A 21207-nucleotide genomic window follows, 5' to 3' on the forward strand; every position below is an offset into this window, starting at 1 on the left:
GCGGTCTACTATGCCAAGGAGGGCGCGGATGTATCCATTGTGTATCTGAACGAGCACAAGGATGCGGAAGAGACCAAGCGACAGGTAGAGCAGGAAGGGCGTAAATGCCTGCTGATCGCCGGCGATGTCGGCGACGACGCGTTTTGCCGCGATGCAGTCACCGAAACCGTAGAGAAGCTTGGGAAGCTCGATATTCTTGTCAACAACGCAGCCGAACAGCACCCGCAGAAGAAGATCGAGGACATTACCAAAGAACAACTGGAGCGGACATTCCGCACGAATATTTTCGGGATGTTCTATTTGACGCAGGCGGCGATGCCGCATCTGTCCAAGGGAAGCTCCATTATTAACACGACCTCCATCACGGCTTACCGGGGAAGCCCGCAGCTGCTGGATTATGCATCAACCAAGGGAGCCATCGTGGCCTTTACGCGTTCCTTGTCGATGAACGTGGTCGGTCAAGGAATCCGGGTAAATGCCGTTGCCCCGGGACCCATCTGGACGCCGCTGATTCCTTCGACGTTCCCGGCGGATCAGGTAGCCGAGTTTGGAGCGACCCAGCCGATGAAACGTCCGGGTCAACCGGAAGAATTGGCCCCTGCTTATGTATATCTGGCATCAACGGACTCCTCCTACGTGAGCGGTCAAGTGATTCATGTGAACGGCGGCGAAGTGATTAACGGTTAAAGCGTTGATTCCATTTGCGCCTAGTAAACATACTCGATGACAAAATAGAGCGGACATCCTGGGCTTCAGCCCGGATGTCCGCTCTTTTATCATGGGAGAGGGTTACGAGAGATTACAGGCATACGGAGAATCAGATGGTTCTAAACCCGTTTGGAAGCCGTCCGGTATCGCGGATCGCCCGGATTTGAGCCAGCGTCAAACGGCGGTTCGAACTAATAATGGACTCTGGCTCTTCACCGCCGATGATATCGTCAAGATCGCCGATGTTGGTGCTGCCGCGGAACACTCTGAATCTGCCCCTGAAATTCGGCTCCGAGAACAGGACCAGGGTTGCGTTAGCGTTGGGGGAGAAGAATCTTAAGCTTTCAATGTCGCCAAAAGCTCTCTCGAGATTCCGGATCCCTACATTGCCACGCACCACAAAACGCCGTCCTCTGTAAAACTCATTTCTGAACAGGGCAAGTCTTGGAAAAACAACCTGGGAGACTGTAACTTTTCTCATCATAGCAATCACCTCCTTTCCTTAACCAATATATGAGAGATTCATAGATTGGTATGGTCATTATGACCGGCAATTCAACACATTTTCTCGTCTCTTTCATTTTTTCAAGTAAACCCTTTCATGTGCGAAATGATATGATATGATAACAATATTGGCAGTTTATAATGATTCTTTTTTTGCTATTAGGATTGGGTCATGAAAGAGAGGAGTTTACTGACGCTATGAAGTTATTTGAAGAGAGCATGTATCGACTGATTGTAGAAACCTCCACGAATTTGCCCGGAGACGTGCGAAGAGCAGTCAACCGTGGACGAGCGTCCGAGGATGCGGCAACGCGAGCGGGGCTGGCACTTGCAACGATCGCTCAAAATATCGAGATGGCCGAGCAGGAAGTATCGCCGATCTGCCAGGATACGGGCATGCCGACGTTTATCGTGCATACACCCGTGGGTGCGAATCACATCGAAATGAAGAAGGCGATCTACGCGGCGGTGGTTCGCGCCACGAAGGATGGCAAGCTGCGTCCTAACTCGGTGGATTCGTTGACAGGCGCCAACAGCGGGGATAATCTCGGTCCAGGTTCGCCCGTCATCCATTTCGAGCAATGGGAGCAGGATAAGGTGGACGTCCGTCTCATCCTGAAAGGGGGCGGCTGCGAGAATAAAAACATCCAGTACAGCCTTCCCGCAGAGCTTGAAGGATTGGGAAAAGCGGGACGTGACCTGGACGGAATCCGCAAGTGCATCATGCATGCCGTGTATCAAGCTCAGGGGCAGGGCTGCAGCGCCGGATTTATCGGCGTAGGTATCGGAGGCGACCGCACGACCGGATACGAGCTTGCGAAGCATCAGCTGTTCCGGCATGTGGAAGACGTGAATCCGAATGAGGATCTGGCGAAGCTCGAAGATTACATATTGGAAAATGCAAACAAGCTGGGGATCGGCACGATGGGCTTTGGCGGAGAAGTCACGCTGCTCGGCTGCAAGGTCGGTGCGATGAACCGCCTGCCGGCAAGCTTTTTTGTGTCGGTGGCCTATAACTGCTGGGCGTTCCGTCGTCAGGGCGTACTGATTGAGCCGGAAACCGGGGAGATCGCGGATTGGCTGTATGAAGCAGGCAGCGAGGTGCAGATGAATGCAAACTCCGAAACGGCAGCGTCCCGAGTCGAAGAATCAGCGCCGAGTGATTCCCAGGGACGTGAAGTAGTGCTTCAGACGCCGATCAGCGAGGAGCAGATCCGTTCCCTGCGTGTCGGGGATGTGGTGGTGATCCGAGGCGAGATGCATACCGGACGTGATGCGCTTCATAAATACCTGATGGATCACGATGCCCCAATCGATCTGAACGGAGCCGTGATTTATCACTGCGGTCCGGTTATGATGCAGGATGAAGAGGGATGGCATGTCAAGGCGGCAGGCCCGACGACCAGTATTCGGGAAGAGCCGTACCAAGGCGATATTTTGAAAAAATTCGGCATTCGCGCGGTCATCGGAAAAGGCGGCATGGGACCGAAGACGCTTCAAGCCTTGCAGGAGCATGGCGGCGTGTATCTGAATGCCATCGGCGGGGCTGCCCAGTATTATGCGAGATGCATCAAAAAAGTTAACGGCGTGGATTTCATGGAGTTCGGCATTCCGGAAGCGATGTGGCATTTGGAGGTCGACGGCTTTGCCGCCATCGTTACCATGGATTCGCACGGAAACAGTCTGCATGCCGATGTGAGCAAGGATTCCGCACAGAAGCTGGCGATGTTTAAAGAGCCGGTGTTCTCCTGATTCATACCACGATGAGTAAGCATCGATTGGCCATCACGTGCCGGTCGGTGCTTTTTTGTTGAGCGCAAGCAGGGAGCCTTATTTCGAGAATTTTCGTTGCGGTTCGGATCGCTCCGGTTTATGATGAAAGTCAAATACGTCAATTCAGTCATAGGAGGAAACTGTTGAGAAGTTTTGGACTGGCCTTTGCATCTTGGTTTGAAAAGTACACCTTTCTTTTGATTCCCGGGTCGCTGGTGCTAGGCTGGCTGCTCTCGGACGTGCTGCTGGACTTTGTTCACTGGATTCCTTATCTATTCGGTTATATTACGCTGGTCATGGCGCTTGGCTGCGGCATCCGCCATCTGCAAGGGGTGCTGAAACGCCCCTTTGCCGTCATGCTGACGCTGTTTCTTGCCCATGCGGCCGCACCGGTGCTCGCCTATGGATTGGGCTCGGCCGTATTCGGCGCGGACTCGGACTATACGATAGGCTTGCTGCTGTTCGCGATCATTCCGCTCGGGATATCCTCGGTGATGTGGGTCGGAAGCTCCGGCGGCAGCGTTCCGTTCATCTTGGCGGTGGTGGTGCTGGACACCATACTCAGTCCCTTGGTCGTGCCGGCTCTGATGGATATGTTTATCGGAGATGCACTGGTTGCATGGAATGCGTCCGAGCTGATACTTGATTTGCTGACTATGGTGGTATTGCCCACTCTGATCGGGGTGATGCTGTATGAGGTATCCAAAGGACGGATCAAGGAGTGGTCAGCTCCCGTGACGCAGCCGATATCGAAGCTGTTTTTCATGCTTGTGGTGATGCTGAACGCGGCGGCTATCGCTCCCCATGCCGCAGGCATGAAGGAGGAAATGCTGGTGGTCATCCCGGTTGTCGTTGCGCTGATCGTGATCTGTTATTTACTCGGCTACTTTGGCTCCTATGCGATGCCGGGACGGACACAGGACATGCAAATTACATTTACCTACGCGTCCGGCATGAGGAATATATCCCTCGGGATGGTGCTTGCGACATCGTATTTTTCGCCCCAGGCGTCCATTCCGGTCGTGCTGGGCATTATGTTTCAACAGCCGGCGGCAACGGTCATTCACGCACTGTTCCACCGAAGACGGACACGGGCGGTAAGTTATCCAAAATGATCATGAAGCAGAAAGAGGAGAGACCATGAGGCAGTATCGCAACCGTTTGACTCTGATTATGCTTACTTTAATCGGGTTATCCATGCTTGCGGCAGGCCTGGCTATGGTGACGGTGTTCAAACAGTCCCATATCCAGCTGCTGGAGGATAATATGGTCCGGGAGATTCGGCTCCTGCAGACCATGATGGAGTTCCCGGATACGGACGGCGCGGAAGCCGTTTCGTATTATACCGACAGGTCCTTGCAGCTGGAGGAGCTGTCCGATGCGAGAGTGACGTTCATACTGAAGGACGGCAGGGTGATCGGGGATTCGGAAAGCGACCCGTTGACCATGGATAATCATGCTTATCGCGAGGAGATGCTTCAAGCGGTCAAAGAAGGCCGCGGGAGTACCATTCGCCGCAGCGATACGCTTCAGCAGGATATGCTGTATGTCGCTCTCCCGGTCAAGGCCGGGGAGAATTTCGACGGATTCGTCCGGTTGTCCGTCAGCCTGAAGGAAGTCGACCAGGGAGTCAAGCAAGGCTGGACCGTTATGGGGATTGGCCTGCTGGTGCTGTTTCTGATTGCTGCCTTGGTGAGCTACCGCGTCGCTCAAGGATTGACTTCGCCGCTTGAGAAGATTACGCGCGTAGCTAGACGGATTTCGCGTCTGGAATACGATGCGAGAGTAAAGATTCACCGTAAGGACGAGATCGGTCAATTGGCGCAAGCCATCAATGGAATGGCAGACAGCCTTCAAACCCAGCTGCGGACGATACGGGATAACGAAGACTTGCTGCAAAGCGTCCTCAACAATATGACAGGGGGCATCGTCTTGGTTAGCGGAGCCGGCCAAATCATCCTTGTAAACCGGGCTGCTGAGAAAATGCTCGGCATTAATGCCGAGGTGATTACCGGGAAATCGTACCGCGAGCTGAAGCAGCATTATGAATTGACCAAACTGATGGAGGAAGGCCTTGGAAGCCAAGCGGACTTCCATGAAGAACGCAACGTTTATTATCCGGTGGAATCGATTATCCGCATTGACGGAGTGACGATGATGCAAGAGGAAGAGCAGGAGCCTTATCGGCGCGGCATGCTCTTCCTGCTGCAGGACGTTAGCGATATTCGCAGGCTCGAACGCATGCGAAGCGAATTCGTTGCCAATGTGTCTCATGAGCTGAAGACCCCGCTGGCTGCGGTGAAAGGATTTGCCGAAACGCTGCTCGGCGGCGGAGTGACCGACGAGAAGACGTCACGTTCCTTCCTCCAGATCATCTATGACGAATCCGAACGGCTGAACCGTTTGATCGGTGACATTCTGGAGCTGTCCAAGATCGAATCGAAGCGGATTCAGATGGATTACTCGCCGATTCATCTGTCGGCGTTCTTCGATACGATATCCGAAATGATGCGCACGGTAGCGGAGAAGAAGCGGATCAGCCTGGAGCTCGACGTTCCGGAGGAGCTGTTTATGGAAGGCGATGAGGATAAGCTTCGCCAGATATTTATGAATCTTCTCTCGAATGCCATCAGTTACACGCAGGAGGGCGGACGAGTAAAATTAACGGCGCGTGAAAAGCATAATAACGGGAGTGCCGATGATTTGGTGGAATTCGTTGTCAAGGATTCCGGGATCGGCATTCCGAAGAAGGATCTGCCCCGCATTTTTGAACGATTCTACCGGGTGGATAAAGCGCGTTCGCGCGGATCCGGCGGAACGGGGCTCGGCCTATCGATCGTTAAGCATCTGGTGGACCTTCACCACGGAACCATCAAGGTTGAAAGCGAGCTGGGCATTGGAAGCTCCTTCATCATCGAGCTTCCGATCCTGCAGGAAACCCACGATACAGGGAGTTAACACTCCGTTAACATTCTGTTGATATACTTGCATGAGCAGTCCAATTAACAAGATAAGGGCGGGGGTACCATTGACGCAACGCATGCTTGTCATCGAAGATGAGCCGACACTTTCGCGGCTGTTGTCTTACAATTTGACGCAGGAAGGCTTTCAAGTCGAGGTAGAGGAACACGGTACGGCAGGTTACGAGAAAGCGTCACAACATGAATACGATTTGATCCTGTTGGATGTTATGCTGCCTGGCATGAACGGCTTTCAGATCTTAGAGAAACTACGCAGTAACGGAATTACGACGCCGATCATCATTTTGACCGCGAAGAACGCCGAAGAGGAAGTTGTTCAAGGTTTGAAGATGGGGGCGGATGACTATATTACCAAGCCGTTTGGCGTGTCCGAGCTGCTGGCTCGCGTATCGGCCGTCATGCGCCGGGTGTCCGGCCATGCTGACGAGGTAAAGACGACGGACAATCAAGGCAACGTCATTTCGCTTGGGCAGCTGGAAATCTATCCTGAGAAATACGAGGTGCGGCTTGGCGGTCAGAGCATTAATCTCCGTCCGAAAGAATTCGAGGTGCTTCTCTATCTGGCCAAGAAACCGGGCGTGGTGTTAACAAGGGACGATCTGATGAACGTGGTCTGGGGCTTCGATTATATCGGCGGACAGCGAACCGTCGACGTTCACGTGAGCTCCCTGCGCAAGAAGCTTGAACTTGATCCTGAGTCCGCACACATCGACTCCATCCGCGGAGTTGGTTATAAACTTGTGGTAAATCCTATTAAAGGCTCCCATCATTCGATTTGAAATGATGCGGAGTATTTTTTTTGGGTCTTTGGGCAGGACCTAAGCATGTCCAATGTCTCATATTCTTGCCAACATCCCTCCTTCGTTTACACTCCCTTAATCATTCGAGAATATTCCCATAACACTTGTCCGTTAAGATGCGTCTAAAGGACCAGATCAATCAAGGGGTGAGGGCGCATGACACTGCTTCAAAGCCAACCGAATCAGACAGAGAGAACCGAAGCGGAAGTAGAGGCGGCAATGGATGGCCAATCAGCAAGCAAACCTGAAGCAGGCGCATTATATCGGCAGTACATAAGAAAGGTCCCTATTATCCGAAAATCCGAAACCTGCCTCGACGTGCTGAATGTTTTTACGAAGGATCAGCATATCCCTTGCGTTATTTATTGCGGTGAGTCAGACAGGCCGTCGGGGCTGATCATGCGGGATGCTTTTTACCGGCGAATGATGGGCCGGTTTGCCGTTGACCTGTATTATTCCAGGCCGGCCTTCCAGTTTGGGGACCATCAACCGATGAAGGTCGATGTGACCGAGAAGGTAGGAACACTGCTGCAATTGGCCCTGCGGCGCCCGGATTCGAAATTTTATGATTGCGTCCTGATGACGGAGGCTGACCGCCTGCTGGGCGTGCTTACCGTTCGGGATTTAATGAGCCTGTCGAGCTGTCTCCAAACGGAAGCGGAAGAGAAGCGGGAGCTGATTCTTCAGGAAAGCTTCCGGCATACCGGGAACATCCAATCCTCGTTGACCGAGGTTCGAGCGGCGGCAGCCAGAACGAATGCGGAATGTATACGGATGAGGGAATGGTCCCAGACGGGTAAGAAGAAGCTTGACCATGTCCGAACCTCTTATCTTGGCCTAGTGGAGGATATGACGAAGCGTGAAGGGCAGGCTGCCGAGCTAGCTGCGGATGCCAGCCGCATTTCCTCGATAACCGGGATGATTACCGAGCTGGCCAATCAAAGCAGTTTGCTGGCAATGAATGCTTCGATTGAAGCTGCGCATGCCGGAGAGCATGGGCGGGGATTTCAAGTGGTAGCGGCAGAGGTGCAGTCGCTGGCCAAACAAACGCGTAAGCTGTCAGGGGATATCGCCCAGCTGCTGGAGCATATCCAGCGGCTGGCGGGAGATACAGCCGTAGGCGCCGTATCTTCGCTGAGGGAAATCCAGTCCTGCGAGGGGTATGTAACCGAAGGCGCCGAAATGTTTAACGAAATGGAGACCGCCGTCGAGAAGGTTCAGAAGTCGGGGAATCAGGTTTATCAACTGGCGGAGGAAACCGTTAGGCGCGTGGAGCGGGTGAAGGATGAGCTCGCAGGATTAAACGGATCGTTAGAAGAAAAGCCGAGCCTATGAATCTAGTTTTATCAAAATATTTTACACTGCGTTTACATTTCTCAGAAACTGTTATTACATTACGGGATTATTATCAATATTGTAAGTAGGAAGTTAGAGACAACAACCATTTTGAAGGAGTGGATTCGTTTGTTTAAAAGAAGGGGTCGTAAACCAGCAGGTATTCTCGTACTGGTATTGATGCTGAGCACGCTTTTGGCGGCATGCGGCGGAGGAACAACTTCCGGCGGTGCTTCCGGAGAAAATACAGACAACGGTTCAGCACAGCAAAATGAAGGAAGTACAACAACAGCTTTGTCGGGGACGATTGAAATTGACGGCTCCAGCACATTGCATCCATTGACCGAAGCCATTGCCGAAGAGTTCGGCGCAGCTAACCCGGATGTCCGCATTCCGATCGGAACAGGCGGAACAGGTGGCGGTTTCAAACGCTTTAACAATGGAGAGATTCCAATCTCCAATGCATCCCGTCCAATTAAAGACAGTGAAGCTGAAGAAGCAAAATCCAAGGGCATTTCCTATCATGAGGTTCTGGTAGCTTATGACGGACTATCCGTTGTTGTTAACCCGAGCAATGAATTCGTAGATAAATTGACAGTAGATGAGCTGAAGAAAATTTACGAGCCGAACAGCACCGTAAAAACATGGGCTGACGTTCGCGAAGGATGGCCGGCAGAGGAAATCAAAATTTACTCTCCTGGTACAGACCACGGAACATTCGACTACTTCACAGAAGCGATTAACGGTGAAGCACAAGCAAGCAGAAACGACAGCCAAATCACGTTCAGTGCCGATACAAACGCAGTCGTACAAGGAGTTGCTGGCGACAAAAACTCCATCGGATACTTCGGATTCTCCTTCTATGAAGAGAACCAAGACAAGTTGAAGCTGGTTCCGATCGATAACGGTACAGCTACCGTAGCTCCAAGCATGGAAACGATCAAGGATAACAGTTATGCTCCATTGTCCCGTCCGCTGCTGCTTTACGTAAACGATAAAGAGCTTGAGCGCCCGGAAGTGAGTGCATTCATGACCTTCTACCTTGATAATGCCGCTAGTCTTGCTGGCGAAGTCGGTTTCGTACCGCTTCAAGACGAACAGTATCAAGAAGAAAAAGACAAGTTGGCAAAATAATAAAGATTTCATGCCCGAAGGGAATCCTTCGGGCAACCCATAGAAAGGGAAGAGGAGAATGAACAAAACTTCACCCGTGGCGGCAAACACTAAAAGCATGACATTCCGTCGAAGCAAAACGCGCATCTCAGACAAAATCATTCCAATCCTGCTCGGCTTGTGTGCCATGCTTTCGGTGTTTACCACCATCGGTATTGTATATACGCTTCTACAGGAATCCGTGATCTTCTTCAAGGAAGTGCCGGTATGGTCCTTCTTGACCGGAACGACATGGAGTCCGATTCTCCCTCCAAAAGAATTCGGCGTGCTGCCCCTGCTGGGCGGCACATTGCTGATTACAGGCATTGCGATCATTTTCGCAGTGCCTATCGGCTTGGCATGCGCTATTTATCTCAATGAATACGCTCCTGCCCGGGTTCGGGGGGTTGTAAAGCCAGTGCTTGAAGTGTTGGCTGGTGTACCAACGATTGTTTACGGATATTTTGCGCTTGAAACCGTAACGCCATTCCTTCAAAAGATTTTCCCCGATATGGGGATATTCAATGCGCTTAGCGCGGGGCTCGTTGTCGGCATCATGGTCCTGCCGATGATTTCGTCTTTAAGCGAAGACGCGATGCGTGCTGTTCCCAAGAGTCTTCGTCATGGAGCATACGCGCTGGGTGCTACCCGATTTGAGGTTGCGCTGAAGATCGTGCTTCCAGCCGCTCTGTCCGGGGTCGTGTCCTCATTCGTATTGGCATTCTCGCGCGCGATCGGCGAAACGATGATCGTGACGGTGGCTGCAGGCGCCACGCCGCAGCTGACGTTGAATCCGTTGGAAAGCATTCAGACGATGACTTCGTATATCGTTCAGGTAAGCATGGGAGACGTTCCGCGAGGAACGATTGAATACGGCACGATTTTTGCAGTAGGTTTGACCTTGTTTGTCATCACCTTCTTGCTTAATATATTGGCGCAGTGGGTCGCTCGCCGCTTCAGGGAGGAATACTAGATGGAACAATTGAATCTGGGAGACAGCAAAGGAATCAACCGGAGACGCCGTAGTGACCAGACGCTGCATATGATATTCCTGGCTTGTACCAGCATCGGTATTCTTGTTTTGATGGCTTTGATCGTGACGATCGTGATGGATGGCGTTCATCGGCTCTCGCCTGAGCTGTTCACCAACTTTCCGTCGCGCATCGCGGATAAAGCAGGACTGAAATCGCCGATTGTCGGCACGATTTATTTGCTTTTGCTCATGGCTCCACTGTCATTTGTACTGGGCGTGGGCGCGGCCATCTTTCTCGAAGAGTATGCGGGCCGCAGCCGCTGGGTTCGGCTCATTCAGCTGAATATCAGTACGCTTGCAGGGGTTCCTTCTATTATATACGGTATCCTGGGGCTGGCGATTTTCGTGCGCGGCATGAATCTTGGCCGCAGCCTGTTGTCCGGGGTATTAACGATGACGCTGCTCGTGCTCCCGATTATCATCGTTGCGGCGCAAGAGGCGCTTCGCGCCGTGCCTAAGAACCGGCGTGACGCTTCATATGCGCTGGGCGCAACGAAATGGCAAACGGTATCCAGCGCCGTGCTGCCGTCAGCGATTCCTGGAATCATGACCGGGGTTATCCTGGCCTTGTCTCGTGCGATCGGCGAAACCGCACCGCTTATCATGATTGGTGCTTTAACGTACGTGGCCTTCTTGCCGGAAAATCTGCTCGATTCGTTTACTGTCATGCCGATCCAGATCTTTAACTGGGTATCCAGACCAAGTGAGGCATTCCACGAGCTGGCAGCTTCTGGTATCATCCTGCTGCTCATCATGCTGTTCATCATGAACATCGCAGCCGTGTGGATTCGGAACAAGTATTCGAAGAACATCTAAGAGACGCATAGCAGATCTAATCGTGAAAAAGGAGACATGAATAAGATATGGAATCCATCATACAGATAAAAAAATTGAATTTATACTACGATACGTACCATGCGCTTAAAAACGTCGATCTGGACATTCCGGAGAAAACGGTGACGGCATTCATCGGACCGTCGGGCTGCGGTAAGTCAACGCTGCTGCGTACGCTGAATCGGATGAACGACATGATCCCTTCCACCCGGATCGAGGGCAGCGTGCAAATCGGCGGGACGGAAATCTACAGCGAGGAGGTCCACGTCGAGGCCTTGCGCAAGCAGGTAGGGATGGTGTTCCAGCAGCCGAATCCGTTCCCTAAATCGATCTATGACAACATCGCTTACGGGCCGCGCCTGCACGGCATCCGCAATAAAGCGGAGCTTGACCAAATCGTGGAGCAAAGCTTGAAGCAGGCTGTGCTGTGGGACGAGGTCAAAGATTATCTCAAGCGTTCCGCGCTTAGCCTGTCCGGCGGCCAACAGCAGCGTCTGTGCATTGCCCGGGCCCTTGCCGTACAGCCGGATATCCTGCTCATGGATGAAGCCACGTCCGCGCTGGATCCGATCTCGACGCTGAAGATTGAAGAGCTGGTGCAGGAGCTGAAGAGCAAATACACCATCGTCATGGTTACGCACAATATGCATCAGGCTGCACGCGTATCCGGGCAGACGGTATTTTTCCTGAATGGCGAAGTGGTTGAATCCGCGAACACGGATACGCTGTTCTCGACGCCGTCGGATGCACGTACCGAGGATTATATCTCGGGCCGTTTCGGTTAAGGCCGTTATTACGACAATGATCTTTCTTAAAAGTAGATAGGAGGAGCATCATACATGATCCGGAGAATTGAGTTTGATCAGCAGCTTGATGAGCTGAGAAGTTTGCTGCAGGATATGGGCAAGCATATGGAGGAGGCGCTGGCAAACAGCGTGGAGTCCCTCCAGACCTTGGATGCGGAGAAAGCGCAGGCGGTTATCAAGAACGATGTGCAGTTAAACAACATGGAAGAGCAAATCATGGACATCGGCTCCCGCCTGATCGTGACCCAGCAGCCTGTGGCAAAGGATTTGCGCCGAATATTGGTTGCTTTCCGGATTGCAAGCGATTTGGAGCGTATGGGAGACTTGGCGCGGGATGTCGCTAAAGTCACGATCCGTCTGCAAGGCCAGAAACTGATCAAGCCTTTGGTGGATCTTCCGCGGATGTCGGATATGGTGCAAGCGATGGTTTCGGAATCCATCGAATCCTATCTGACGGAAAATACGGATCTGGCTTATAAAATGGCACAGGATGATGATCAGGTCGATCACTTGTACAGCGTCATTCTGCAGGACCTGTATTCGCATCTGACGTCCGATCCGGATTCGGCCAATCAAGCGATGCTGCTGATCATGGTGGGACGCTACATCGAACGGATCGCCGACCATGCAACCAACATCGGCGAGAGCACGGTGTACCTCGTAACGGGTCATCGTCCCGACCTCAATCAATAGCAAAATGTTAGTCAAACGCTGGCGAAAGCCGGCGTTTTTTTTGCGAGCATTTAGAAAACTCCAGCGAAGCGAGGCCATTCTTTCATCGCATTTATATGTTTTGGGGCCCCCGCAAAGTATTTGGAATAAGCATCGAAGCAGTGACTCCACTTTGTGGGGCTATTTTGCGGGAAAACACGAATTCACCGTTAATCAAACGGATTGTTCGGATTTGGCGTTAACCTATGTTATCATGTGGAAAGGAAGTCATATTGGTGCGAGGTGTTCTATGGACAAGCTGATTCTGATTGATGGAAATAATATCATTTACCGGGCGTTCTTTGCGATGCCGCCGCTGACCAATGCCAGCGGACAACAGACGAATGCGGTTTACGGCTTTACGACGATGCTGCTTCGCTTGATCGAGGAGCATAAACCGACGCATATGATGGTGGCATTCGATGCCGGCAAGGAAACGTTCCGGCATGCGGATTTTCAGGAGTACAAGGGCGGCCGACAGAAGACGCCGCCGGAGCTCTCAGGACAATTCCCGCTGCTGAAAGAGCTGCTGAAAGGCCTGGGCGTCTCCCAATTCGAAATCGGCGGTTATGAGGCCGACGACATTATCGGCACGATTACCCGCCAGGCTGACGAAGCCGGACGCAAGGTGATGGTCGTCTCCGGGGACAAGGATATGCTGCAGCTGGCTTCGGAGCATACCACGATCGCGATGGTCCGCAAAGGCGTCACCGAAATCGAGTATTACGGACCGGAACAGATTAAGGAGCGGTATAACCTGACGCCTGATCAGATTATCGACCTTAAGGGATTGATGGGCGATGCTTCCGATAATATTCCCGGCGTACCGGGAGTAGGGGAGAAGACTGCGCTGAAGCTGCTTCATGAATTCGGATCCGTTGAAGCGGTGGTGTCCCGGACCGATGAGCTGAAGGGCAAGATGAAAGAGAAGATCGAGGAGCATGCGGATTCCGCCATACTGAGCAAGAAGCTGGCTACGATCTTCCGCGAAGTGCCGCTGGAACAGTCGCTGGATGAAATGGCATTTACGGGCCTGAATGAAGAGACGGCTGGTCCCGCACTGGCGAAGCTCGAGTTTAAATCGCTTATTGAACGGTTGAACCTGAGCACAAGCGGGGCCGCTGGTGATGCGGCGGAGTCGAAGCCCGAAGCGAAGATCGACGTGACCCTTGTGGACGCGACGGGAATTGCCGAGGTTGCGGATCATCTGGCACAAGCGACCGTGCTCCATGTGGAAACGCATGGGGACAACCCCCATCATGCGGACGTGATCGGGCTGGCACTCGCGACGGAGGAGCGGCAGTACTTCCTCCCGTTTGACGTGCTGAAGTCGGAAGAGGCGGAGCCTGTCCGTGCTTGGCTTGCCGATAGCGAGATCCCAAAACGCGGGTATGACCTGCACCGTATTGACCTGGCGCTGCATTGGCAGGGCATCGCTTTTGCCGGCGCGGCATTCGACGTTCACCTGGCAGCCTACCTGCTGGATCCTACGGAATCGAATCAAACCCTTAGCGGGCTGGCCTCCAAGTACGGACTGGCCTATCTTCAAGCCGATGAGGACGTGTTCGGTAAAGGGGCCAAGTACAAGGTTCCCGATGTGGATAAGCTCAGCGAGCACATGGCCAGAAAATGCCTGGCCGTATCCGAACTGGTTCCCATTCAGGAGAAGGAACTGGCTGCGAATGAAATGCTCCCGCTGTTCCATGATCTGGAGATGCCGCTTTCGCGCATTCTGGCCGATATGGAGAAGCAGGGTATTGCCGTGAACGCGGAGGATTTAAAGGAGCTGGGACGCGAGTTCGAAGGGCAGATCGCGAAGCTCGTTCAGGAGATCTACGAGATCGCCGGAACGGAATTCAATCTCAATTCGCCTAAACAGCTCGGCGAAATCCTGTTTGTGAAGCTGGAGCTGCCGGTCATCAAGAAGACCAAAACCGGTTATTCCACCGATGCCGAGGTGCTCGAAAAGCTGGCGCCTTATCACGATATCGTCCGCTTGATTTTGCAGTACCGTACATTGGCCAAGCTGCAATCCACTTACGTGGAAGGACTGCTGAAGGAGATATCATCCGTAACCGGCAAAGTGCATACTTACTATCGTCAGACCATTGCCGCTACGGGGCGTCTGAGCAGCCAATACCCGAATTTGCAGAACATTCCGATCCGTCTGGAGGAAGGGCGCAAGCTGCGCAAGGTTTTCGTTCCGTCGGAACCGGGCTGGAGCATTCTGGCGGCGGACTACTCCCAAATCGAGCTTCGCGTGCTTGCGCATATCTCGGACGACGAACGGCTGAAGGAAGCCTTCGTCCACGACATGGACATCCACACCAAGACGGCGATGGACGTGTTTGGAGTCGGCATGGATGAGGTGGACTCCAATATGCGCCGGTCCGCCAAGGCGGTTAACTTCGGCATCGTGTATGGAATCAGCGACTATGGCCTGTCCCAGAACCTGAACATTACGCGGAAGGAAGCGGCGGCATTTATCGACCAGTATTTCGAGGTGTTCCAGGGCGTGCGGCGCTATATGGACGTGATCGTCAAGCAGGCGAAGCAAGACGGGTATGTGAAGACCTTGCTCGAACGCAGACGGTATCTGCCGGAGATTAACGCCAGCAATTTCAACCTGCGCTCTTTTGCGGAGCGGACGGCGATGAATACGCCGATTCAGGGAACGGCCGCGGACATCATCAAGCTGGCCATGGTCCACATGGACAAGGCGCTCCATGAGCGCCAATTGAAGAGCCGCATGCTGCTCCAGGTGCACGATGAATTGGTGTTCGAGGTACCGGAGGATGAGCTGGAGGTCATGAAGGAATTGGTGCCGGACGTGATGAGTCAGGCGCTGAAGCTGTCCGTGCCGCTGAAATCGGAAGTCAGCTATGGCGAGAACTGGTACGAGGCGAAGTAAAAGCTTCACGGCGTGCTAGCGGATAGGGTTCGTTTAGGGGGATCATGGGGTGAAGAGGGAGGCGGTTATGCACCATACCTTTCCACAAAACCATGGTCCCGCTCTGTCCCAACTTCCGGTATAATGGGGGATGAGGTGAAGTCATTATGCCGGAATTGCCGGAAGTAGAAACCGTGAAACGAACACTTAACCAATTGATTAAAGGTAAGCATATAGATCATGTATCCGTGAACCTGCCGCGGATTATCCAGCGTCCTGACGACATCGAGGCATTTGCTTTTATGTTAAAGGGCCATACCGTGGAAGGCGTGGAGCGCCGCGGGAAGTTTTTGCGGATCTTGCTGGACGGGCTGGTGCTCGTTTCGCATCTTCGGATGGAGGGGCGTTACGGGGTGTACCGAGCCGAGGAGCCGGTGGAGAAGCATACCCATGTCATCTTCCATTTCTCGGACGGGACGGAGCTGCGGTACAAGGACGTGCGCCAATTCGGAACGATGCATCTATTTGCGCCGGGGGAAGAGTTCCAGCATGCTCCCCTTGCCAAGCTTGGTTATGAGCCGCTGGATGACACGTTTACGTTCGGAACCTTCAAGGAAGTCATCGGCACCAAGAAAACGAAGATCAAAGCGGTGCTGCTGAATCAGGCATATGTGGTCGGCATCGGCAATATATATGTTGATGAGGCCTTGTTCCGGGCCAAGATTCATCCGGAGCGGAACGCGAACAGCCTGAAGGATGCCGAGCTCAAGCGATTGTATCATGCGATCGTGGATACGTTGTCCGAAGCCGTCGATGCGGGCGGTTCTTCCATCAAGTCCTATGTCAACGGGCAGGGCGAGATGGGGATGTTCCAGAACAGCCATCAGATTTACGGTCGGAAGGACAAGCCGTGCCATGCGTGCGGCGGCCCGATTCATAAGATCGTGGTCGGCGGACGGGGGACTCATTACTGTCCGAAGTGTCAGCCGGTCAAGAGGTAATTGAATAGGCGTGCACCCATTCCTGCTCCCCCACATATAATGTGGAACATATGTGGAGCGCATCGGGCAGCTCTTCTTCATGAATGAGCAGCTTGATGTGGAGCTTTGGAGGAGGGAAAAGGGTGCTCAGTCATATTTTCTCGTCTGCCCTGCTGGCCATGGCGTTAAGCCTGGACGGATTCGGGGCAGGGGTTACATACGGTCTGCGCAAAACAAGGATACCGCTGCTGTCTGTATTGATCATCTCGCTGTGTTCCGGTTTGGTGCTTGGCGTCTCCATGCAGGCAGGCGCGCTGCTGCAGCGGTTCTTATCCCCATCTGCGGCATCCGTGATCGGAGCTGCCATTTTGATACTGCTGGGCCTTTGGTCTTTATATCAGCAGGTTCGGAGAAGCAGCGAGCCTGAAGTGCAGCCGGCATCCGCCGTGGATTCTTCCGCATCGCTTACGGAAACGCAGGGAGCCATTCGTCAAGGGACACCGCGTCGTGAAGTTACCACGGCAGGCCAAGAGCAGCTTCAGCGAGCGGTATTCTCCCTTGAAATACCGAAGATCGGCGTCGTCATTCAAATTCTCCGCAGCCCGACGAAAGCGGATCTGGACGACTCCGGCAGCATCTCTCCCTGGGAGGCGATGTGGCTGGGGATCGCGCTGTCGCTCGATGCGTTCGGAGCCGGGCTCGGCGCAGCGATGCTGGGTTTCTCGCCGCTAGGCACCGCAGCCGTGGTTTCCTTGTTCAGCGGGATATTTCTGGTGCTGGGCATGCGGGTCGGCCTCCGTTTTGCGGCCAAGGGCGGCATGCGTTTTATCTCGTATTTGCCTGCTTTTTTATTAGTTGTCATGGGTATAATGAAGCTGTTATGAGGTGAAGTCATGAATATCGGTTTAACCGGAGGAATTGCAACAGGCAAAAGCACCGTGTCCTCCATGTTGGCCATGAAGGGAGCGCTTCTCGTCGATGCGGATATCATCGCCCGGGAAGTGATGCTCCCGGGTCATCCGGTGCTGGGTAAAGTGACCGAACATTTTGGACAAGCGATCCTGTTTGAAGACGGTACGTTGAATCGAAAGAAGCTCGGGGAGATGATCTTCCATCATCCGGAGCAAAGAGCGGCATTGAATGAGATTACGCATCCGGCAATCCGGCAGGAAATCCGGGAACGGACGGAGGCGTATGAACGGCAGTATCCCGACCGGCTGGTGGTAGCGGATATTCCATTGCTGCTGGAGGCAAGGGAAGCCTATCCTTATCTGAAGCAGATCGCTGTCGTCTATGTCCCGCGCGAGCTGCAGCTTGCGCGTTTGATGGAGCGGGACGCTCTTACCCGGGAAGCGGCAGAGGTGCGTCTTAGCAGCCAGATGGACATTGAGCAGAAGAAGCTTCGAGCGGATATCCTGATCGATAACAGCGGCACATTGGCCGAAACGCAGCAGCAGGTGGACAACCTGTGGAACAGGTTGGTTCAGTTATGAAGTGGCTTCGTAAAAAAAGGGTGCTGCTCCTGCTGTTCGTTTCTTTTGTAGCGCTGCTGTTCCTAAGCTCCAATTGGATGACCCTGCTGTATCCGATCCATTATAAGGATGAGATCCGCAAACATGCCGCCTATTATGAGGTTGATCCGTTTCTGGTGGCCTCGATCATCCGGGTGGAAACGAATTTCAAGCCGGGCAAGGAATCCAAGAAGGGCGCGCTGGGCATTATGCAGCTGATGCCGGATACGGCGAACTGGGCGATGGAAATGGCCAAGCTCCCGTCGGTGAACCTGCTGAGCGTAAAGAATGAAGTGGATGCAAACATCCAGCTGGGCACCTGGTACATTCAGAATCTGCACAAAGAAATGGACGGCAATCCGATTGCCGCCATCGCCGCTTATAATGCGGGCCCGGGGAACGTCAAGAATTGGATCAACAAGGGCATGTGGGATGGAACCTATGAGAACGTGAAGAGTATACCCATCGGGGAAACCCGGCATTATGTACAGCGCGTGATTTATTATTATAATCAATATACGGATGTGTATAAGGGCGGCTTCTAAAGAAAAAAAGAGCGCTGGACAGGCTCTTACATCGAGCCCCCAACACTCCTTTTTTAAGGAAGAATCAATTATTGACCGGAGTATTGACCAGCCAATTGTTGCTCGGCCAGGGTTACAAGACGCTTTGTGATGTATCCCCCGATCGAACCGTTCTCATAGGAAGTCATGTTACCTTGGTATCCGTCTTGTGGAATGGAGATACCAAGTTCTTGAGCTACCTCGTATTTCAGTTGCTCAAGAGCAGCGTTTGCGCGAGGAACAACCAGGTTGTTGGAGTTGTTGTTGCTTTGTGCCATGTTAAGTTCACCTCCTTGGGTTGGTAAAAGTATTATGTCTCGGGTCTCGCATTTTCATAACATAAAAGACAAAAGTTTTGCTGGTAAATTTTTCTGACGCCCATTAAGGGCGAATCACGCTGAATACAAAGGAAGTGAGACAACTTATGAAGTGTCCATATTGCAGTTATGCCGGAACGAAAGTGCTGGATTCAAGGCCAGCCAACGAGAACAAGTCCATCCGCCGCCGCAGGGAATGCGAGCAGTGCAGCAAGAGGTTCACAACCTTTGAAATGGTGGAGGAAACGCCGCTGATCGTCGTGAAAAAGGACGGAAGCCGCGAAGAGTTCAGCCGGGAGAAGGTGCTCCGCGGTTTGATAAGGGCATGCGAGAAGCGTCCGGTATCCGTGGACCAGCTGGATATGATCGTTTCGGATGTCGAGAAGGCGCTGCGCAATACGGCGGCAGCGGAAGTGGAGAGCCGCCAGATCGGGGAGCTTCTGATGGAACGGTTATATCCGGTCGACGAGGTGGCTTACGTTCGGTTTGCGTCCGTATACCGGCAATTCAAGGATATCAATATGTTCATGAAGGAACTGAAAAGCCTGCTGTCCAAGGATACGGACGTACAGGAGCTGTAAGAGCGCCACGGTTCTTTAAGCGACCCTGGTGCTCTTCCGGCGCTCTCATGGCGCCAAATTCTCATCATCGATAAGTGACATTATATAGAGAAGGAAAAAAGGCACAGCACATTATCAAAAAATTCTATAAAAAGTGTTGACATGCCTGCTGATTTTTTATATGATATAGAAGTCGCTTACGGGGCCTTAGCTCAGCTGGGAGAGCGCATCGCTGGCAGCGATGAGGTCAGGGGTTCGATCCCCCTAGGCTCCATACGAAGAGGAACCCTTGAGAAATCAAGGGTTTTTTTGTTTTTAAATAACTTTTTAATACTTCTCAGAAAATCTAATTATAACATGAGCGTAAAAAAAGGAAGTACAACGCATTGTTGATTGTTCTTACTTTATTGTATCGCCTGTAACAGAAGCAGGGGCGGCATGTGTTGCTCGATCGGCCTTAAATCCGGAAGTGAGCAGCAAGACCAAAAATCCACCGGCGACGCCCCACAAAATCAAGGCGTTTGAGTGAGCTGCGTCCAGTCCGCCGTAGTACATTACTTCCCGTAGCCCTCCTGCCGCGAACCGCAGTGGCGTCCACGAATAGATCCAAGCTCGCGTCGTCTGCGACAAGAACTCCGGAGCCATGTTCAGCAGCGGCACGGAGAAGAACATCAGCAGTACGAGCAGCGGTATTGCCCGGAATCCGATCCAATTCAGCAAGGAAGATTGCAACAAGAAGAACGCCGATCCAGCCAACCATAAGAACAACCACGTCTCCCCCGCGTTCGCCAGCTCCATGCCGTACCACGACGAAGCCATCCATATGGTGAAGCACGTGGCGATGCCGACGATCGCAAGCCCCCCGATAGCTTGCAGCGCGCTGACTGTCCATCTTCTTGAACCCGCGGCGATCGCCTTCTGGCTAGCCAGGAGCAAGACGACTCCGGTCACCATGCTGCCGATCCATATAATCTGGGTCAACAAACCCGGCGCATTCCCCGACGCATTATTCACTCCCGGTGGATGCACGACTTCCTCCAGAACGTTCACCGGTGTCATTAAAGCTTTAGCCGTTTCAACCGGAATTTGCTCCGTTTGCTGTCCGATCTGTCCAAGCAGCTGCTGCAACAGTTCCCCATTGATCATTTTCATCGCTTGCCCCATTGTCTGTCTTACGACCATCGAGGCTTGGGTGTTCATACCCTCGTTGGAGATGATTTTCACATTAGGGTGAATCGGCGAGTGAGTTGCTAACGAGAGTAAACCGCTGCTCAGATCCGTCGGAATCACCATCGCTCCGTAATATTCGCGTTTATCCAGTCCTTCCCGAGCCTTTTCCTCGGAATCCACGACATGCCAGACAAACGGCATTGCCGGGCTCGACAGCAACTTTTCCCGGATCATTTCCCCTATCGCAAACGTTCCTCCGGTCGGCAGCTCCGCCGGCTGGTCAAGGATAACGAGGGCCACCGGGACCTCCTTTGGCTTCGATCCAAGTACCGATCCCATCATCGCTACCCCGAATACGGTCAACACGATCAGGACGAGCAGCATTCCCAGCCACATCATTTTTTGTGTCAGCATTTTCATGATCCACTACTCCTTGTTCTTTATCATGAACATATGGTTGATTATCAACGGCAATGTTCATTTGTGAAGGGCACCATACAATATGGCTGCATCACACGGTCACTTCATGGCAATGAACAAAAATAGCGTTGCTGCAGCAACGCTTCTGTATCTTTTTGA

20 protein-coding genes and 1 tRNA gene are annotated in these 21207 nt (G+C 52.8%); 18 read left to right on the plus strand and 3 right to left on the minus strand.

Annotated elements, in window-relative coordinates:
• Positions 1-687 (plus strand): SDR family oxidoreductase (locus HMPREF9412_RS25090; RefSeq protein ID WP_009594632.1); only part of this gene is annotated, 687 nt, incomplete at its 5' end.
• Between the two features lie 130 nt (positions 688-817).
• Here the strand turns inward: HMPREF9412_RS25090 and HMPREF9412_RS25095 are convergent.
• On the minus strand, positions 818-1192 hold the full coding sequence (locus tag HMPREF9412_RS25095) for a hypothetical protein (protein WP_036673584.1): 375 nt from the start codon (positions 1190-1192) through the stop codon (positions 818-820).
• 218 nt (positions 1193-1410) lie between these two features.
• Between HMPREF9412_RS25095 and HMPREF9412_RS25100 the strand changes: the two genes are divergently transcribed.
• The 15 genes from HMPREF9412_RS25100 to HMPREF9412_RS25170 all read left to right on the plus strand — a co-directional run bounded on the left by HMPREF9412_RS25100 (position 1411) and on the right by HMPREF9412_RS25170 (position 18563).
• The gene (locus HMPREF9412_RS25100) at positions 1411-2964 is read left to right on the plus strand and encodes a fumarate hydratase (RefSeq protein ID WP_009594644.1); all 1554 of its coding nucleotides are present in this window, start codon (positions 1411-1413) and stop codon (positions 2962-2964) included.
• A 164-nt stretch (positions 2965-3128) separates the two neighbouring features.
• Positions 3129-4100, plus strand: a complete 972-nt coding sequence (locus HMPREF9412_RS25105) for a bile acid:sodium symporter family protein (protein ID WP_009594628.1) — start codon at positions 3129-3131, stop codon at positions 4098-4100.
• Positions 4101-4125: 25 nt separating this feature from the next.
• Positions 4126-5943 carry a two-component system histidine kinase PnpS gene (gene pnpS / locus HMPREF9412_RS25110; RefSeq protein WP_009594631.1) on the plus strand — a complete coding sequence of 606 codons (1818 nt, stop codon included), beginning with the start codon at positions 4126-4128 and terminating at the stop codon, positions 5941-5943.
• A gap of 70 nt (positions 5944-6013) precedes the next feature.
• Positions 6014-6745 (plus strand): response regulator transcription factor, encoded by a 732-nt coding sequence (locus HMPREF9412_RS25115; protein ID WP_036673586.1) that lies wholly within the window; start codon positions 6014-6016, stop codon positions 6743-6745.
• A gap of 177 nt (positions 6746-6922) precedes the next feature.
• Entirely contained in the window at positions 6923-8101 is a 1179-nt protein-coding gene (locus HMPREF9412_RS25120; protein WP_009594621.1) for a methyl-accepting chemotaxis protein, read from the plus strand.
• Between the two features lie 129 nt (positions 8102-8230).
• A complete protein-coding gene (locus tag HMPREF9412_RS25125; RefSeq protein ID WP_009594622.1) occupies positions 8231-9235 on the plus strand; it encodes a PstS family phosphate ABC transporter substrate-binding protein in 1005 nt (334 codons plus the stop codon).
• A gap of 97 nt (positions 9236-9332) precedes the next feature.
• The gene (gene pstC / locus HMPREF9412_RS25130; protein ID WP_009594642.1) at positions 9333-10226 is read left to right on the plus strand and encodes a phosphate ABC transporter permease subunit PstC; all 894 of its coding nucleotides are present in this window, start codon (positions 9333-9335) and stop codon (positions 10224-10226) included.
• Positions 10227-11102 carry a phosphate ABC transporter permease PstA gene (gene pstA, locus HMPREF9412_RS25135; RefSeq protein WP_009594637.1) on the plus strand — a complete coding sequence of 292 codons (876 nt, stop codon included), beginning with the start codon at positions 10227-10229 and terminating at the stop codon, positions 11100-11102.
• A gap of 47 nt (positions 11103-11149) precedes the next feature.
• Positions 11150-11905 carry a phosphate ABC transporter ATP-binding protein PstB gene (pstB, locus tag HMPREF9412_RS25140; protein WP_009594645.1) on the plus strand — a complete coding sequence of 252 codons (756 nt, stop codon included), beginning with the start codon at positions 11150-11152 and terminating at the stop codon, positions 11903-11905.
• A 54-nt stretch (positions 11906-11959) separates the two neighbouring features.
• The gene (gene phoU / locus HMPREF9412_RS25145) at positions 11960-12619 is read left to right on the plus strand and encodes a phosphate signaling complex protein PhoU (RefSeq protein WP_009594643.1); all 660 of its coding nucleotides are present in this window, start codon (positions 11960-11962) and stop codon (positions 12617-12619) included.
• Between the two features lie 268 nt (positions 12620-12887).
• Positions 12888-15548 carry a DNA polymerase I gene (gene polA, locus HMPREF9412_RS25150; RefSeq protein WP_009594619.1) on the plus strand — a complete coding sequence of 887 codons (2661 nt, stop codon included), beginning with the start codon at positions 12888-12890 and terminating at the stop codon, positions 15546-15548.
• A gap of 146 nt (positions 15549-15694) precedes the next feature.
• Complete coding sequence (mutM, locus tag HMPREF9412_RS25155; RefSeq protein ID WP_009594618.1) at positions 15695-16528, plus strand: DNA-formamidopyrimidine glycosylase; 834 nt, start codon at positions 15695-15697, stop codon at positions 16526-16528.
• Between the two features lie 122 nt (positions 16529-16650).
• Complete coding sequence (locus HMPREF9412_RS25160; protein ID WP_009594641.1) at positions 16651-17391, plus strand: MntP/YtaF family protein; 741 nt, start codon at positions 16651-16653, stop codon at positions 17389-17391.
• 9 nt (positions 17392-17400) lie between these two features.
• The gene (coaE, locus tag HMPREF9412_RS25165; RefSeq protein WP_009594630.1) at positions 17401-18000 is read left to right on the plus strand and encodes a dephospho-CoA kinase; all 600 of its coding nucleotides are present in this window, start codon (positions 17401-17403) and stop codon (positions 17998-18000) included.
• Positions 17997-18563 (plus strand): lytic transglycosylase domain-containing protein, encoded by a 567-nt coding sequence (locus tag HMPREF9412_RS25170; protein WP_015736970.1) that lies wholly within the window; start codon positions 17997-17999, stop codon positions 18561-18563. Before coaE ends, HMPREF9412_RS25170 begins: the two co-directional genes overlap by 4 nt.
• A 68-nt stretch (positions 18564-18631) precedes the next feature.
• Here HMPREF9412_RS25170 and HMPREF9412_RS25175 read toward each other — a convergent pair whose 3' ends face one another.
• Positions 18632-18859: an alpha/beta-type small acid-soluble spore protein gene (locus HMPREF9412_RS25175; RefSeq protein WP_006212016.1), complete on the minus strand. Its 228-nt coding sequence runs from the start codon at positions 18857-18859 to the stop codon at positions 18632-18634.
• A gap of 146 nt (positions 18860-19005) precedes the next feature.
• Between HMPREF9412_RS25175 and nrdR the strand changes: the two genes are divergently transcribed.
• A complete protein-coding gene (nrdR, locus tag HMPREF9412_RS25180) occupies positions 19006-19479 on the plus strand; it encodes a transcriptional regulator NrdR (RefSeq protein WP_006212015.1) in 474 nt (157 codons plus the stop codon).
• A 180-nt stretch (positions 19480-19659) separates the two neighbouring features.
• Positions 19660-19732 (plus strand) — tRNA-Ala (locus HMPREF9412_RS25185).
• A gap of 125 nt (positions 19733-19857) precedes the next feature.
• Here HMPREF9412_RS25185 and HMPREF9412_RS25190 read toward each other — a convergent pair.
• On the minus strand, positions 19858-21048 hold the full coding sequence (locus HMPREF9412_RS25190) for a YhgE/Pip domain-containing protein (RefSeq protein ID WP_009594620.1): 1191 nt from the start codon (positions 21046-21048) through the stop codon (positions 19858-19860).
• Between the last annotated feature and the right edge of the window lie 159 nt (positions 21049-21207).

This window comes from Paenibacillus sp. HGF5, from assembly GCF_000204455.1.
GTDB classification, from domain to species: Bacteria; Bacillota; Bacilli; order Paenibacillales; family Paenibacillaceae; genus Paenibacillus_AQ; species Paenibacillus_AQ lautus_A.